This window comes from Shewanella sp. JNE2 (assembly GCF_023159115.1).
Lineage (GTDB): Bacteria > Pseudomonadota > Gammaproteobacteria > Enterobacterales > Shewanellaceae > Shewanella > Shewanella putrefaciens.
The window spans coordinates 2,033,440-2,046,597 of record NZ_CP096169.1; the positions used below are offsets into that span (position 1 = coordinate 2,033,440).

Here is a 13,158-nt window from a genome sequence, read left to right on the forward strand (position 1 = left end):
CACTAACTAGAAAATCACTACATGGGTTCATGTGGTGAGCTTTCGGCTGCCTGAATGCCAACCCTACAGGAGAAACAACATTAGCGAGTTACTCAAGAAGGTCGCTAAAGCCGCACTGCTGACCATAGTGCCGATCCTCATCCAAGCCTTTGTCGAGCGGTATTTAGCAGATGAAGAACGATGGGAAAACGTGGAGAGTGACTCAGATCAAGAAGCTGAGTAACTCTTTGTATTCATAGTCAATAAACCAAGCCCATGTGACACGTTGAGGATTGACTCATAAACCATGTCACATGGGTTGTTTTCGACCTTTTGAAGGGCTTGGTCAGTATACCTTGCTCTATTGAACAGGAGTCATACATGGCAGAAATCGGATATGCCCGAGTCTCGACCACGGGACAAAGCCTTGATGCCCAGCTAAAGGCATTGATGAGCTGCGACAAAGTGTTTCAAGAAAAGGTAAGTGGTGCAAAGGATGACCGTCCGCAACTGCAACTCATGCTCGAGTTTGTCAGAGAGGGTGACATTGTGATTGTCACTAAGCTCGACAGGCTTGCTCGCAACACTCGTCACTTGTTGGAGATAGCTGAGTTCTTAGCCAAGAAACAGGTTTCACTGCAAATCCAGAATCTAGGCATAGATACAGCAACTCCAACAGGCAAGCTCATGCTGACTATGGTTGGTGCCATCGCAACATTTGAGCGAGAGCTGATGTTAGAGCGGCAAGCAGAAGGGATAGCTCTCGCAAAACAGCGGGGAAAATATAAAGGACGTAAACCCACAGCAATCACTAAGGCGAAAGACGCTGCCCCATTGCTTGCGGAAGGTTTACCTAAGCCAGAAGTGGCTAAGAGGCTGAATATCAGCTTGTCCAGCGTACAACGGATAGCAAAACAATTAACATCTAAGGATAAGTTATGAATAAGAAACAGAAAAACCGCTTAGAGATGTACTTCGTGATATTGATAGCCCTAACAATCTTGAGTGCCTTATCACTGGTTGCCCTTGAGGATTTAATTGGTGGCTCTTTGGACTATTTCATCCTCCATATGTCATTCACACTTCAAGGTACTATCTCGGTGGTGGTGATGGGGGTGGGCTATATCGGGATGTGGTATCTGTCTGAGCGATTGGATTGGTTGAAGGAGGATGCTCAAAAAGCACCATTAGATAGTGAGGTTAATTATCGGGAGAGAAAACTGTTCATCAAAACGGGGATTGGTGGAGCCGCATATCTGTTGATTTATGGTGTCATTTTGATGTTCTCAATCCTCAGTTATCACAATGGAAATATCTTCAAGATAGCCACTTCAGGAGCGGGGGTGACAGGGTTCTTACTATGCCTTCTTTCAGGGATTGCCATTTGGCAGCTTCAGCTAAGGTTAGAGTGGATGGCTGAAGAGCAAGGTAAAGCCGAACAATCAGATAGCAACACTCTAAGTAACTAATCGACAAGGCCATCAGATTCTATTGATGGCTTTTTTTTTGGATAAATTATGCGTAAATCAAGTATCTTAGCTTTGCTCATTGCCTTTATAGGGACAATATTATCAGCACAAGTATCTGCTTCAATTGATGATGTCGTGAAGCGATATCAACAGATTTATATGTGGGAACAGGTTGCTACATTTTGCAAGGGTAAGGCACCAACTGAGTTGCAGGAAGATTGGGAGCTCATTGAAAGTGTTTTGAAATATCAGGGGGGATACTGGGGGGGGCAAAGCAATCAATCAACTGCAATATGCAGGAAAAACCTTACCGCAAATTAAGGGAATATTTGCTTCTCTTCATAGTAGCAGTGAGGTATTGGCTGAGCATTTAATTAGCAAAGCAGTGTGTGACAGCAGAGATAGAGATATTGTTCATAAAGAGGTTTCAGCAGATCCAACTTATAGGTCTGCTGTTTATGTGTTAACAGGGCAGTATCCTTAGTCAGAGGATAGACCTTTTGATACCAGTCAATCAGGCGTCGGAAGTTACTCTATTTAATCTAGTAAGATAATTGTGTAGCAAATTCAGAGCGTTGATTTTATTCAATATGAGAAAATGATCACGCTTTATCAAAGTTATCAGATATAAAATTCTTTTGAACAATTTAGTAACATTGTGTGGAAATAATATATGGATATTTACAGCACTATACATTTTGCTAACCGTACAGCTTTGTTTAACAATGGGAATTTTGTTGGTTCCTCTTTGAGTTCCCCATTTGGAAATCTCACTGAAGTTTTTGATTCCATAGGAAATCGGGTTGGGAGTAGTTTTGAGTTTGGTGATCAAATAGTAGATACAGATTCAATCGGTAACACAATAGGGTTTCATCGATTAAATCCAGTGACAGGGATTGAAGAACACTACGATGCTATGCATAACATGATTGGCTACTCTTCGGATAGTCTAACAGGGGTTGACAATCATACGTTCGGAGAGATTCCAACTCATGATTTTGGAAGAGATTTCCATGATCTTGATACTAATTCTATTTTTGATCATCTAGATGTAGATCATTTTTCAAGTTTTTTTAATGACATCTAGAGCATACTATGAGTAAAGAAAGCATAATTTCTTCGATAGAAAATGAATTTGGTGATATTTTTGAACATATAGAAGCAACTGCGTATACATACCTATCACTTTATGCTGAAGTGATACTTTCTCAAACGGACTTCAATAACGACAACAATAAAGGTTCATATAGTCTTAAGGAAGCATCCGAATGCTTAACGCTCGCTCCGTATAATTTAGTCGAGATGGTGTCCGAATATTTTGGCCAAGATATCCATAAATTCGTAAAGCCTTCGGATTTGCAATTCTCTAAAGGTAAGGCGTTCATTCTATCAGCGATTACGCCTACAGAGTCTACTCTTAAAACCGTCGCATCTACGTATTCCTCAATATTCAATCCTATAGGAAAGTTTGTAAAAGAATTGATGGTTGAGACTACTGATTCAGCAGAATATAAAAGGTTGATGCGAATCTATAGAACTTTTGGGTTGGATTTAGTTTTAGGAGCATTTGACGAACTTATTTGTAGAGGTACTAACCCTAAAGAACTTTTGTCACTGCTTTATGATGTAAGTGAACAGCTTATTGCCAAAGATGCTTCACTATCTGAATATATTTTGTTGAGGAAAGATTTAGGAATGATAAATGGTGCTTGCGATGAAAAACAAGCAAGATTAGGGGAAACATTTGGTGGTATCGGTGGCGGAATTGCAGGGGCTAAAGTCGGGGCAATGGTAGGGTCTATTATTCCAGGTTTTGGAACTGTAATCGGTGCTTCCGCTGGATTTATGATTGGAAAATCCTTTGGTAGTGTTTTTGGTAATGCCCTAGGGCAAGAAGATAAAACAGATAAAGAAGGTCCTTAGGAAAATTAAGTAATCAAAACTATCTAGTTTAGATTTTGTTACTTGTGAGGTTTGGCGAAGGAGTCGACTTGTTAGTCATGCTCCTTAGGTGTTTCAAGTGGTACAAAAAGCTGGTACAATCTGAAAAAATCAAGGTGCACAACACTATGATTTTATAGGGGTTGTTAGAAAAAGATGTGATTCGAGGGTTCGACTCCCTCTCTCACCGCCAAATTAAAGCAAAGGGAATCAGTAGCTTACTGGTTACCTTTGTTGTTTTGGGGCAAAATCTGCATTTTCCAGTCCGCTCATATCCGCATTAAAACCTATCATTTCTTATTCTAACCACTGTTATTGCGTAATTAGCAAAATAAGCTATCTCATCTTTAATGGTTGTTTTATCCATTTTCATATTGATTTTATTTAGAATTGTGAACTAGATAACACTGAAACTGTATAGTGAATAAACGATTCTACAGTTAGTATGGATAACACAGGGATACTTCTTATGGTGGATTTTCCTCCACCATTTTTACTGAGGTGAGTTATGGATGATTTTAGCCCATCGGATCTAAAAAACATTTTGCACTCAAAACGCGCGAACATGTATTACCTTGAATACTGTCGAGTGATGCAAAAAGATGGCCGGGTGCTGTATTTAACGGAAGCCAAGCAAGACAATCAGTATTTCAATATCCCTATCGCTAACACCACAGTCCTATTATTAGGTAATGGCACTTCCATCACCCAAGCGGCTATGCGAATGCTTGCGCAGGCGGGGGTATTAGTCGGCTTTTGTGGCGGTGGCGGCACACCACTTTATATGACCTGCGAAGTGGAATGGCTGACACCACAGAGTGAATATCGGCCCACTGAATATTTACACGGCTGGATGCAATTTTGGTTTGATGATGAAAAACGATTACTCGCCGCGAAAACCTTCCAGCAAGCCCGCATCCAATTTATCGAGCAAGTGTGGCAGAGGGATCGCGAGCTCAAAACGGAGGGCTTTATCTTTAAAGATCCTGCAATCCAAGCCGCGCTCGAGACGTTTCATGCTCGTACCTATGCGGCAACTAAACAGTCGGATCTGCTACTGACCGAAGCCCAGTTAACCAAAGTGCTGTACAAGCACGCCGCCAATAATACCCAACTCAAAGATTTTACCCGCCAACACCAAAGCACAGATATCGCGAACGACTTTTTAAACCACGGCAACTATTTAGCCTATGGACTCGCCGCCAGTTGTCTCTGGGTTCTGGGCATTCCCCACGGTTTTGCCGTGATGCATGGAAAGACCCGCCGCGGGGCTTTGATTTTCGACGTCGCCGATCTCATCAAAGACGCCATCGTATTACCCTGGGCATTCGTCTGCGCCAAAGAAAAGGCCAGCGAACAAGAGTTTCGCCAGCAAGTGTTACAAGCCTTTACCGACCATAACGCCTTAGATTTTATGTTCAATACGGTGAAAGGCGTTGCACTACAGGACTACAGTGCCGAGCAAATTGCAGCCCAAGGCTTATAAGGTACAACAGCTATGATGGTGACATTCATCAGTCAGTGCGAGAAAAATGCCCTCAAAAAGACCCGCCGCGTGCTGGATGCTTTTGCTAACCGCATAGGCGATAACACTTGGCAAACCCTGATCACCGAAGATGGCCTATTAACGGTTAAGAAAATGCTCAAACAAACCGCCAGTAAAAGTACGGCGGTGAGTTGTCACTGGATCCGTTCGCGTGCCAGAAGCCAATTACTTTGGGTCGTAGGAAATCGATTGAAATTTAATGAACAAGGCATAGTGCCAGTGAATAGTACCCGTAGGAATTTATTAGCTAGCGATATTGAAAATGATTGGCACTATTTACCGTTAATTAAAGCACTGGCGGGGTTATCGGCACTATTACATGACTGGGGTAAGGCAACTACGTTGTTTCAGGATAAATTAAATCCGAGTAGTCAACATCGATTTAAAGGTGATCCTATTCGTCATGAGTGGATATCTTTACTGCTATTACATGCCTTTATTCACACGACTGATGCTGATACCGATGAGCAATGGCTGAGCCGATTAAGTGAAGCTGATATTGACGAATCTCGCTTAAAACAGTTTATTCAGGCGGACACAGCTAAACCACTTAATGCTTTACCGCCAATAGCTAAATTGGTGGCATGGTTAATCGTATCGCACCACAGGTTACCATTGCCGGATAAAGATCTGTGTACTGATTACAAAACGGAAAGTGCAGCATCACTCGATATTATGCTTGCTCGTATCAGCAAAGAGTGGGGATATCAGAATCGCTATGACGAACAGGATTACGAGAAACGCCTAAAGAGCTGCTTTCGTTTTCCTAATGGATTACTCAGTAATTCAAAACCTTGGTTACAGCAAGTCAAAAAATGGTCAGCGCGGTTATTGCAGCAACAAACGCAGGTACAGCAATGTTTAACTGATGGTAGTTATCGACTTGTACTCAATCATGCCCGTTTATGCCTAATGCTAGGCGATCACTTTTATTCTTCACAGCAAGCCGATCAAAAGTGGCAGGACACCACAGGTCTTTATGCTAATACCGACAGAGCGACTAACACCTTAAAGCAAAAATTGGATGAGCATTTAGTGGGTGTTGCCCGCTGTGCATTAAATACAGCACATTTATTGCCTGCATTTGAGCAAGAACCGCCGGTTGCAGAAGATATTCATAGTTTGCACAAACCTAGCCCTAAACCCTATCAATGGCAGGATAAAGCGGTGGATAAAATCACCACTTGGCGTTATGCCATCGATAAGCAAGCTAAACAGAAATATGGTTTTTTTACTGTGAATATGGCCAGTACGGGTTGTGGTAAAACCTTTGCAAACGCCAAAGTGATGCGAGCGTTATCGGGTGACAGTAAAAGCTTGCGCTTTATTTTGGCCTTAGGTTTGCGCACATTAACACTGCAAACAGGTGATGAATACCGTGAGCGTGTGGGTTTAGATAACAGCGAACTGGCTGTACTTATTGGCTCTAGAGCGGTCATGGAGTTGCACCAACAGCGTAAAGCTGAATTGGATAAAAAAAATGTGGAACACACGGGGTCATCGTCACAGGAGACCTTGCTGGATGAAGAGATAGATTTTGACTGTGCGATTCCAGAGCAAGGGTTAAGTACAGTGTTAACCTGTAACAGAGATAAACAGTTCTTGTATGCGCCAGTTCTGGCTTGCACTATTGATCATTTGATGGCGGCAACAGAAACCAAGCGTGGTGGCCGCTATATTTTGCCGACTCTGCGCTTGATGTCGTCAGATTTAGTGATTGACGAGATTGATGACTTTACTGGAGATGATTTGATTGCCATCGGCAGGCTGATTCATCTAGCGGGTATGCTTGGGTGTAAGGTGATGATTTCCTCCGCCACTATTCCACCTTTTATGGCCGAAGGCTATTTCAAGGCCTATCGCGATGGTTGGCAGCTTTATTGTAAAACGCGTAGTGCTCACAATATGATTGGTTGTGCGTGGATAGATGAGTTTTCTACTCAAGTTACCAGCAATAATTGTAGTGAGTCGGCTGATACACAGCAGCCTGCAAGATCAATAGGTCAATATCGGCAGGAACATGAAGCCTTTATTACTAAGCGGGTCGCTAAGTTAAAACAACAGCCAGCCAAACGCAAAGCCGATATCAGTGATTGCCAAGTGATTATCGAGCAGCATCAAGGACAAAGCCATAAACAGCAAACTGTGATTGAAAGTAAGCAGCAGGCGTATTTTAGTGTGATTGCCCAAAGCGCGCTACAAAAGCATCAACAGCACCATTTTCATGATAGCAAGAGCCAGCTAAATATATCTTTTGGCGTGGTGCGCGTTGCCAATATTTCCCCTTGTGTTGCATTGACGCAGTATTTATTAGCCAAAGAATGGCCGCTTGATACTGAGGTAAGAGTGATGGCTTATCACAGTCAGCAAGTGTTATTGCTGCGCTCGATACAAGAGCAACACTTAGATAAAGTGCTTAAACGTAAAGAAGCTGAAAACGAACCGCCACAGGCATTGTCAGATCCTGTTATTCGTCAGCATTTAGCGGCGATAGCTGCGCAGCCTACCGCTATACGCAATGTGTTGTTTATATTAGTTGCAACACCTGTGGAGGAAGTCGGGCGGGACCATGATTTTGATTGGGCTGTGATTGAGCCTTCATCCTATCGTTCCATTATTCAATTAGCCGGACGTGTAAAGCGACACAGGGAAGGTGAAGTGACTACAGCAAACATTGCTTTGCTGCAATATAACTGGAAAGGGATCCGAGATAACCACCTTGAACGTGTCAGAGTCTTTAATCGTCCCGGCTATGAAGATGTTTGCTCGTTGGAAACGCATGATCTGACTCGTCTGATCAATACCCTCGATATCGCAGAGCGCCTAGATGCCATTCCTCGTATTCACAAACCAGTACAGTTAACTGCGGACTATATGCGTCATGTGAGCCTTTGTGGCAGTTTAATTGAGCTAGAACATATTGCGACTTGGAGTTGGTTGTCTAACTATAAAATGCAGGGTGAAGGTGCACAAACCAGCCCAGCAACTTTACAAGGCTGGTTAAATCAACATTGGTTTTTAACCGCATTAGCACAGCAGCTCACGCCATTTAGGCACAGTGAACCCAGTATTAAAGTGTTTTTAGTGTTCGATAACGACCAGAACACCAGTCGCTTTTGCGAAAAGGATGAAGAAGGTTATGCCGATGATCGTGAGAATATTCTTAATATTCAGCGTATCGGGTTAGCCCCGCAGGCTCGCAGTAGGTTATGGCTGGTACGTGACTATGACAGAGCCTGCGCTGAATTTGCCGATAAAAGCCTAGATAGTCAGCAGCCATTGAGTCAAAGGCGTGTGTCACTTCGTTATGGCGAGTTGAACTTCCCCCATAATGAAAAGCAACAATACGCTTATAACGATCAATTAGGATTGGTAAAACTATAGAAAAAGCCAGAGCTTATGGCTCTGGCTTAAGGGCTGCCTGTGCGGCAGTAAACATGCGTTGTTACATTTTCTAAGCTGCCTATGCGGCAGTGGCACTAGTTTACACTGAAGGCGCAATAAAAACATTATAACGTTAGCACTGTTTTGCTCGTTGTTACATGGTTGATGCTGGTGGCTTTTAATACTAACATGCATAAATGTTAAGCAACATTGTGCGTGGTGGGTATGAGTAGAAAGTACATACGTAAAGAGATTGTCACTATCTGCAGGACTGAAGAAGTGAGTTTTGTTGATGAAGGTGAATCAATTCCAGATGCTCATACCATTGCAATCTGGAGGCGGATTTTTAAATTCTTAATGTCATTGATATGGAGTGGGGGAAAGAATGATTGATGGAGCAATAAGCGAGTTCTTCGCTGACCGAAAATCGGCGTGGTTAAAGAAAAATATTAAAGCATCTATGTCTGACGTTGAGATAAAGGCGTTGGAAATCGAGTGTGAAACACAGTTTAGCTTGGCAAATTGGCTACCTAATGCAGCCAGTCGGGCTGGGCAAATCGCCATTTCTACCCATCCTTGTACCTTTAGCCATCCCAGCGCGCGTAAAAATAAAAATGGTTACGTGACATCCATTATTGCTCATAGTGAAAAAGCCAATGATGGTTTTTTACGCAGCGGTAATGTTGAAGTGGCCGCAGATGCTCTGGGCAACGCCGCTGCGCTGGATGTGTATAAATTTCTAACCTTAGTGATGGACGATGGTGAAACGCTTATTCAGCACTTAGCACGCGATAGTGAGCAAGCCGTAAATTTACTGGCAGCCGCGAATAAAGAAACCTACCCAGATTACCAGACGTTAAAGCAAGCGTTTTTAGCGATGACGGCAACAAGCAGTGAAAGTATTACCAGCTCGAAAATAAAGCAGGTGTATTTTCCACTGAATCGCGGCAACTCAGTTAATGGTCATTTAGCCTCAATCGAATATCATCAGCTCTCTCTGTTAACCGCTTCTGGCATAGTGTTTGAACTGAGGCAGCGGCTGGATGCCATGCGTTTTGGCGAGACCATAAAAGAGGCGCGTGATAAAAAGAAAACCAACCAATTTCATCAGGGATACAAAGAAATCTATAACCTCACCACCATAGGTTATGGCGGCACTAAACCTCAAAATATTAGTGTGTTAAATAATCAAAATGGCGGTAAAGCGCACTTGCTGTTGAGTCTGCCTCCTAACCTTAAAAATCGCGATGTACATTTCCCCCACAGTGATTTTTTTAGTCAGACATTACGTTACACCCAATGTAAAAATCAGTTTCAGGCCTTACATCAACTCTATCGCGGCGATGATAACAATATGCATATTCGGGTGCAGCGGGATGACTATTACCAAAGTGTAATTGATCACGTCATTGAAAAAATGTGGCAGGTGCGTTCTGTTGCACAGGCTCAATTCCGACGAGAAGATAGTCTGCTTCCAACGGTGCAACAAACCTGGCTTTGTGAACACACCAAAATATTACGTGAGACAACCGACGACTGGTTAGATGTTATTTGCAATGCCATCACAGGCTTTTTATTCCATGGTTATGAAAAAACCTTGGGTAGCAAAGCCATTAAGTTTGGTGATGCTGAATATCGGCAGATGCAGAAAATCGTCTTAAGCAATAAGGAGGCATTGCGATGATAGGTGAAGTTAAAAAACTACTTATTATTCCTCATATTAAGGTGCATAACGCCAATGCCTTATCCAGCCCATTTACCATAGGGTTTCCGGCAATGACGGCCTGGTTGGGAGGTGTACATGCGTTGCAACGGCATGTAAATGCACAAGATATCCCAGTAAATTTTTTAGCGACTGGTGTGGTCAGCCACGATGTCAATTTGCAAACCTACAAAGGAGACAATGACTATGTTCACTCCATTGTAGGTACAGGTAATCCTCTGGATAAAACCGGTGCGAGATCCGCATTCATTGAAGAGGCACGCTGTCATCTTGAGATCAGTTTAGTGATTGAGTTAAATGGGATCACTATTGATGAACATGAGCACTTATTAAGTGCGGTAACCCAGTTATTGCACGCCAAGATGAAGTTAGCGGGTGGCGATATAAAAAGTTTTCAGCCGCCTTTTTGTATCAACAACAGTGAAGGTGATGATAAAGATTTACGCAAACTACAGCGTCACTTGATGCCGGGTTATGTATTGATTGAGCGTCGCGATTTGATGCAAGCCGCTATGGCAGAGGGTGTGGATGCCCTGAATGCGTTAATTGACTACCTTGCCGTTCATCATAGTTGTGATCAGGACGAAGAAGGTAACATCGAGTGGCGCAGCTACCGTAAAACACTCGAAAACAAACCGGCTGGGTGGGTAGTGCCAATAGCTACCGGATATCATGCGCTAAGTGAGTTGAGTGATGCTAAAAATCAGCGCGATCCGAACACGTCACATCGGTTCGCTGAAAGTCTTGTAACCTTAGGTGAATTTAAAATGCCACATCGCTTACATAGTGTAGAGCAGATGCTGTGGCGTTATCACATCGATGGTGACTTATACCTTTGTCAGCAAAAACATAGCGAATCTCCTAAATCTGCAAGTTCGGGCTTAACTTCAATCGAATCAGAATTTTAATCGTTAATAGAAAAGGATATTTATCATGGCGAAAAAAGAAAATGTGGCATCAGTATTAGCCTTTGAAAAAAAGTTAGTGGTGAGTGATGGCTATATGTATGGCACCTCATGGACCGAACGGAGTCAAATAGTGCCATTGGCATTGAGGGAGAAATCGGTGCGAGGCACCATTTCCAACCGTTTAAAAGCAGCGATAAAAAATGACCCCGCCAAGCTTAATGCTGAAGTGGAAAAAGCCAATTTACAACGTGTGGATGCCTGTGCGCTGGCGCCAGAGCACGATACGCTGAATTTGCAATTCACCATTAAAGTCTTAGGGGGTATTACCGAGCCATCCGCTTGTAACAATGCATTGTTCAAACAAAGTTACCGCGCAGCGGCAGCAGCCTACATTGAAAACCAAGGTTTTACCGAGTTAGCTCGCCGTTACGCCACTAATATAGCCAATGCTCGCTTTTTATGGCGTAACCGCGTCGGTGCAGAGAACATTGAAGTGCAAGTAAGGGCAAAAAATAGCACGCTTGATCAAAGCTGGACATTCGACGCCACTCAATTTAGTACCAAAAGCTTTGATAATAACGATGCGCAAATCAACGCACTGGCTAACCATATCGCCACAGTACTTTCCAGTGAGGATGATTTTTTATTATTAGATATCAACTGTTTTGCACAGGTAGGGAGAGCGCAAGAAGTCTACCCAAGCGAAGAACTGGTTTTAGATAAAGGTAAAGGCGAGAAAAGCAAAATTCTCTATAATGTTAATGGGTTAGCGGCTATGCACTCACAAAAGCTCGGTAATGCGCTGCGTACTATCGATACTTGGTATCCTGAATTTACCGATCCTGAAACTAGTGCGGGGGCCATTGCCATCGAACCCTATGGCGCAGTTACTAATCTAGGTAAGGCCTATCGTACTCCTGCAGCCAAACAAGATTTTTACAGTTTTTTTGATCTGTGGGCGCGGGGTGAAAAGTTAAGCCGAATTGAAGATGAGCACTATGTGATGGCGGTATTAGTGCGCGGTGGAGTATTTGGCGAAAGTGATAAGGAGTAGTAATGAAATACTACCTCGATATCACTTTACTGCCCGACGCCGAAGCCAATCTTGGTTTTTTGTGGCACAAAGTTTACCAGCAGATCCACTTGATGTTGGTTGAACATAAAGTCAGTGCGGAAAATTCCGCCATTGGATTGTCGTTCCCTAAATATGATGCTAAGTCATTCAGTGATAATACAAAGTTTCCGTTAGGGGATAAGTTAAGATTATTCGCTGGAACAGAGCAGCAACTAGCAGATCTTAAGGTTGCGCAATGGTTGGCGCGTTTAGCGGATTATGTACACATAAAAGCAATTAAAGCGGTGCCTGATAATGTCTCCGAATATGCTTACTTTAAACGCCGCCATTTTAAGTCACCTGACAAACTGCGCAGAAATATCGATGCTCGTGCGATAGTGATCGCCCAAAAAAATGGCTTTGATATTATTGAAGTTAAGACGCGTTTATTAGCGTCGATAGATAATCTCGATACTAAATCTAAATTGCCGTTTATCAACTTGCGAAGTTTATCAACGGAGAAAGATGTCGGTCCCGCAGATCGCAGAAAGTTTTTATTGTTTATTGAGTGTGAAAAAGTCACCAAACCTAGTCAAAATAATGGGCTATTTAATTGCTACGGGCTTAGCCGTCGTGCTCAAACAGAACAAGCCGCAGTCCCTTGGTTTGAAGGTTAATTTAGAGACCTAAAATACCCTTTATTTTTGCTCTTTAAAAAATTAGTTTTAAAACAAAAAGTTACAACAGTTGATATTTAGAAAGGTAAAAGTACGTTTTTTTACCTATCTGCCTGTTGTAACTTATTTTTTTGCAGATAAGCTATTGTTCACCGCCACACAGGCGGCTTAGAAATTTTTACCAACCCAATCGGCTTGGCCATCAAAGTTCACCGCCACACAGGCGGCTTAGAAACGTAAGACAGAACGGGGGTTTTTTCATTTCTGGTTCACCGCCACACAGGCGGCTTAGAAATCTGGTTCAGTACCATCACCCTCAGAACATTCGTTCACCGCCACACAGGCGGCTTAGAAAAGTATAGAGCATATTCCCGCCAAGGGACTTGAGTTCACCGCCACACAGGCGGCTTAGAAATGAGGCTAGAGTGGCCAGCAGATTTTGATGGCGTTCACCGCCACACAGGCGGCTTAGAAACC

Annotated in this window: 12 protein-coding genes, 1 pseudogene and 1 CRISPR repeat array (1 of these 14 only partly in view); all 13 genes and pseudogenes read left to right on the forward strand. The window is 43.0% G+C overall.

Annotation, left to right across the window (positions count from 1 at the left end):
- The first annotated feature begins 34 nt into the window (after window positions 1-34).
- The 13 genes and pseudogenes from MZ182_RS09150 (at window position 35) to cas6f (ending at window position 12,681) form a co-directional block, all read left to right on the forward strand.
- Complete coding sequence (locus MZ182_RS09150; RefSeq protein ID WP_248065856.1) at window positions 35-223, forward strand: hypothetical protein; 189 nt, start codon at window positions 35-37, stop codon at window positions 221-223.
- A 137-nt stretch (window positions 224-360) separates the two neighbouring features.
- Window positions 361-921, forward strand: a complete 561-nt coding sequence (locus MZ182_RS09155) for a recombinase family protein (protein WP_248065855.1) — start codon at window positions 361-363, stop codon at window positions 919-921.
- On the forward strand, window positions 918-1,448 hold the full coding sequence (locus tag MZ182_RS09160) for a hypothetical protein (protein ID WP_248065854.1): 531 nt from the start codon (window positions 918-920) through the stop codon (window positions 1,446-1,448). The genes MZ182_RS09155 and MZ182_RS09160 overlap by 4 nt, the downstream gene beginning before the upstream one ends.
- Before the next feature lie 48 nt (window positions 1,449-1,496).
- Complete coding sequence (locus MZ182_RS09165) at window positions 1,497-1,769, forward strand: hypothetical protein (RefSeq protein WP_248065853.1); 273 nt, start codon at window positions 1,497-1,499, stop codon at window positions 1,767-1,769.
- A 352-nt stretch (window positions 1,770-2,121) separates the two neighbouring features.
- On the forward strand, window positions 2,122-2,535 hold the full coding sequence (locus MZ182_RS09170) for a hypothetical protein (RefSeq protein ID WP_248065852.1): 414 nt from the start codon (window positions 2,122-2,124) through the stop codon (window positions 2,533-2,535).
- Window positions 2,536-2,543: 8 nt separating this feature from the next.
- Window positions 2,544-3,371: a hypothetical protein gene (locus MZ182_RS09175; RefSeq protein ID WP_248065851.1), complete on the forward strand. Its 828-nt coding sequence runs from the start codon at window positions 2,544-2,546 to the stop codon at window positions 3,369-3,371.
- Between the two features lie 97 nt (window positions 3,372-3,468).
- Window positions 3,469-3,582, forward strand: a pseudogene (locus MZ182_RS09180).
- 315 nt (window positions 3,583-3,897) lie between these two features.
- Complete coding sequence (cas1f, locus tag MZ182_RS09185; protein WP_248065850.1) at window positions 3,898-4,875, forward strand: type I-F CRISPR-associated endonuclease Cas1f; 978 nt, start codon at window positions 3,898-3,900, stop codon at window positions 4,873-4,875.
- A gap of 12 nt (window positions 4,876-4,887) precedes the next feature.
- On the forward strand, window positions 4,888-8,319 hold the full coding sequence (gene cas3f / locus MZ182_RS09190) for a type I-F CRISPR-associated helicase Cas3f (protein ID WP_248065849.1): 3,432 nt from the start codon (window positions 4,888-4,890) through the stop codon (window positions 8,317-8,319).
- Between the two features lie 385 nt (window positions 8,320-8,704).
- The gene (gene csy1, locus MZ182_RS09195) at window positions 8,705-10,003 is read left to right on the forward strand and encodes a type I-F CRISPR-associated protein Csy1 (RefSeq protein WP_248065848.1); all 1,299 of its coding nucleotides are present in this window, start codon (window positions 8,705-8,707) and stop codon (window positions 10,001-10,003) included.
- Complete coding sequence (gene csy2, locus MZ182_RS09200) at window positions 10,000-10,950, forward strand: type I-F CRISPR-associated protein Csy2 (RefSeq protein ID WP_248065847.1); 951 nt, start codon at window positions 10,000-10,002, stop codon at window positions 10,948-10,950. The genes csy1 and csy2 overlap by 4 nt, the downstream gene beginning before the upstream one ends.
- Window positions 10,951-10,975: 25 nt before the next feature.
- Window positions 10,976-12,004, forward strand: a complete 1,029-nt coding sequence (gene csy3 / locus MZ182_RS09205) for a type I-F CRISPR-associated protein Csy3 (RefSeq protein WP_025008608.1) — start codon at window positions 10,976-10,978, stop codon at window positions 12,002-12,004.
- 2 nt (window positions 12,005-12,006) lie between these two features.
- The gene (gene cas6f / locus MZ182_RS09210; RefSeq protein ID WP_248065846.1) at window positions 12,007-12,681 is read left to right on the forward strand and encodes a type I-F CRISPR-associated endoribonuclease Cas6/Csy4; all 675 of its coding nucleotides are present in this window, start codon (window positions 12,007-12,009) and stop codon (window positions 12,679-12,681) included.
- Window positions 12,682-12,828: 147 nt separating this feature from the next.
- Window positions 12,829-13,158: direct repeats of the CRISPR family, unit length 28 nt; unit sequence GTTCACCGCCACACAGGCGGCTTAGAAA (it continues 1,978 nt past the right edge of the window).

What these genes read in the sequence shown, in the direction of transcription:
- MZ182_RS09155 (WP_248065855.1), top strand. Translation starts at nt 361, where the DNA reads ATGGCAGAAATCGGATATGCCCGAGTCTCGACCACGGGACAAAGCCTT.
- MZ182_RS09160 (WP_248065854.1), top strand. Translation starts at nt 918, where the DNA reads ATGAATAAGAAACAGAAAAACCGCTTAGAGATGTACTTCGTGATATTG.
- MZ182_RS09165 (WP_248065853.1), top strand. Translation starts at nt 1,497, where the DNA reads ATGCGTAAATCAAGTATCTTAGCTTTGCTCATTGCCTTTATAGGGACA.
- MZ182_RS09170 (WP_248065852.1), top strand. Translation starts at nt 2,122, where the DNA reads ATGGATATTTACAGCACTATACATTTTGCTAACCGTACAGCTTTGTTT.
- MZ182_RS09175 (WP_248065851.1), top strand. Translation starts at nt 2,544, where the DNA reads ATGAGTAAAGAAAGCATAATTTCTTCGATAGAAAATGAATTTGGTGAT.
- cas1f (WP_248065850.1), top strand. Translation starts at nt 3,898, where the DNA reads ATGGATGATTTTAGCCCATCGGATCTAAAAAACATTTTGCACTCAAAA.
- cas3f (WP_248065849.1), top strand. Translation starts at nt 4,888, where the DNA reads ATGATGGTGACATTCATCAGTCAGTGCGAGAAAAATGCCCTCAAAAAG.
- csy1 (WP_248065848.1), top strand. Translation starts at nt 8,705, where the DNA reads ATGATTGATGGAGCAATAAGCGAGTTCTTCGCTGACCGAAAATCGGCG.
- csy2 (WP_248065847.1), top strand. Translation starts at nt 10,000, where the DNA reads ATGATAGGTGAAGTTAAAAAACTACTTATTATTCCTCATATTAAGGTG.
- csy3 (WP_025008608.1), top strand. Translation starts at nt 10,976, where the DNA reads ATGGCGAAAAAAGAAAATGTGGCATCAGTATTAGCCTTTGAAAAAAAG.
- cas6f (WP_248065846.1), top strand. Translation starts at nt 12,007, where the DNA reads ATGAAATACTACCTCGATATCACTTTACTGCCCGACGCCGAAGCCAAT.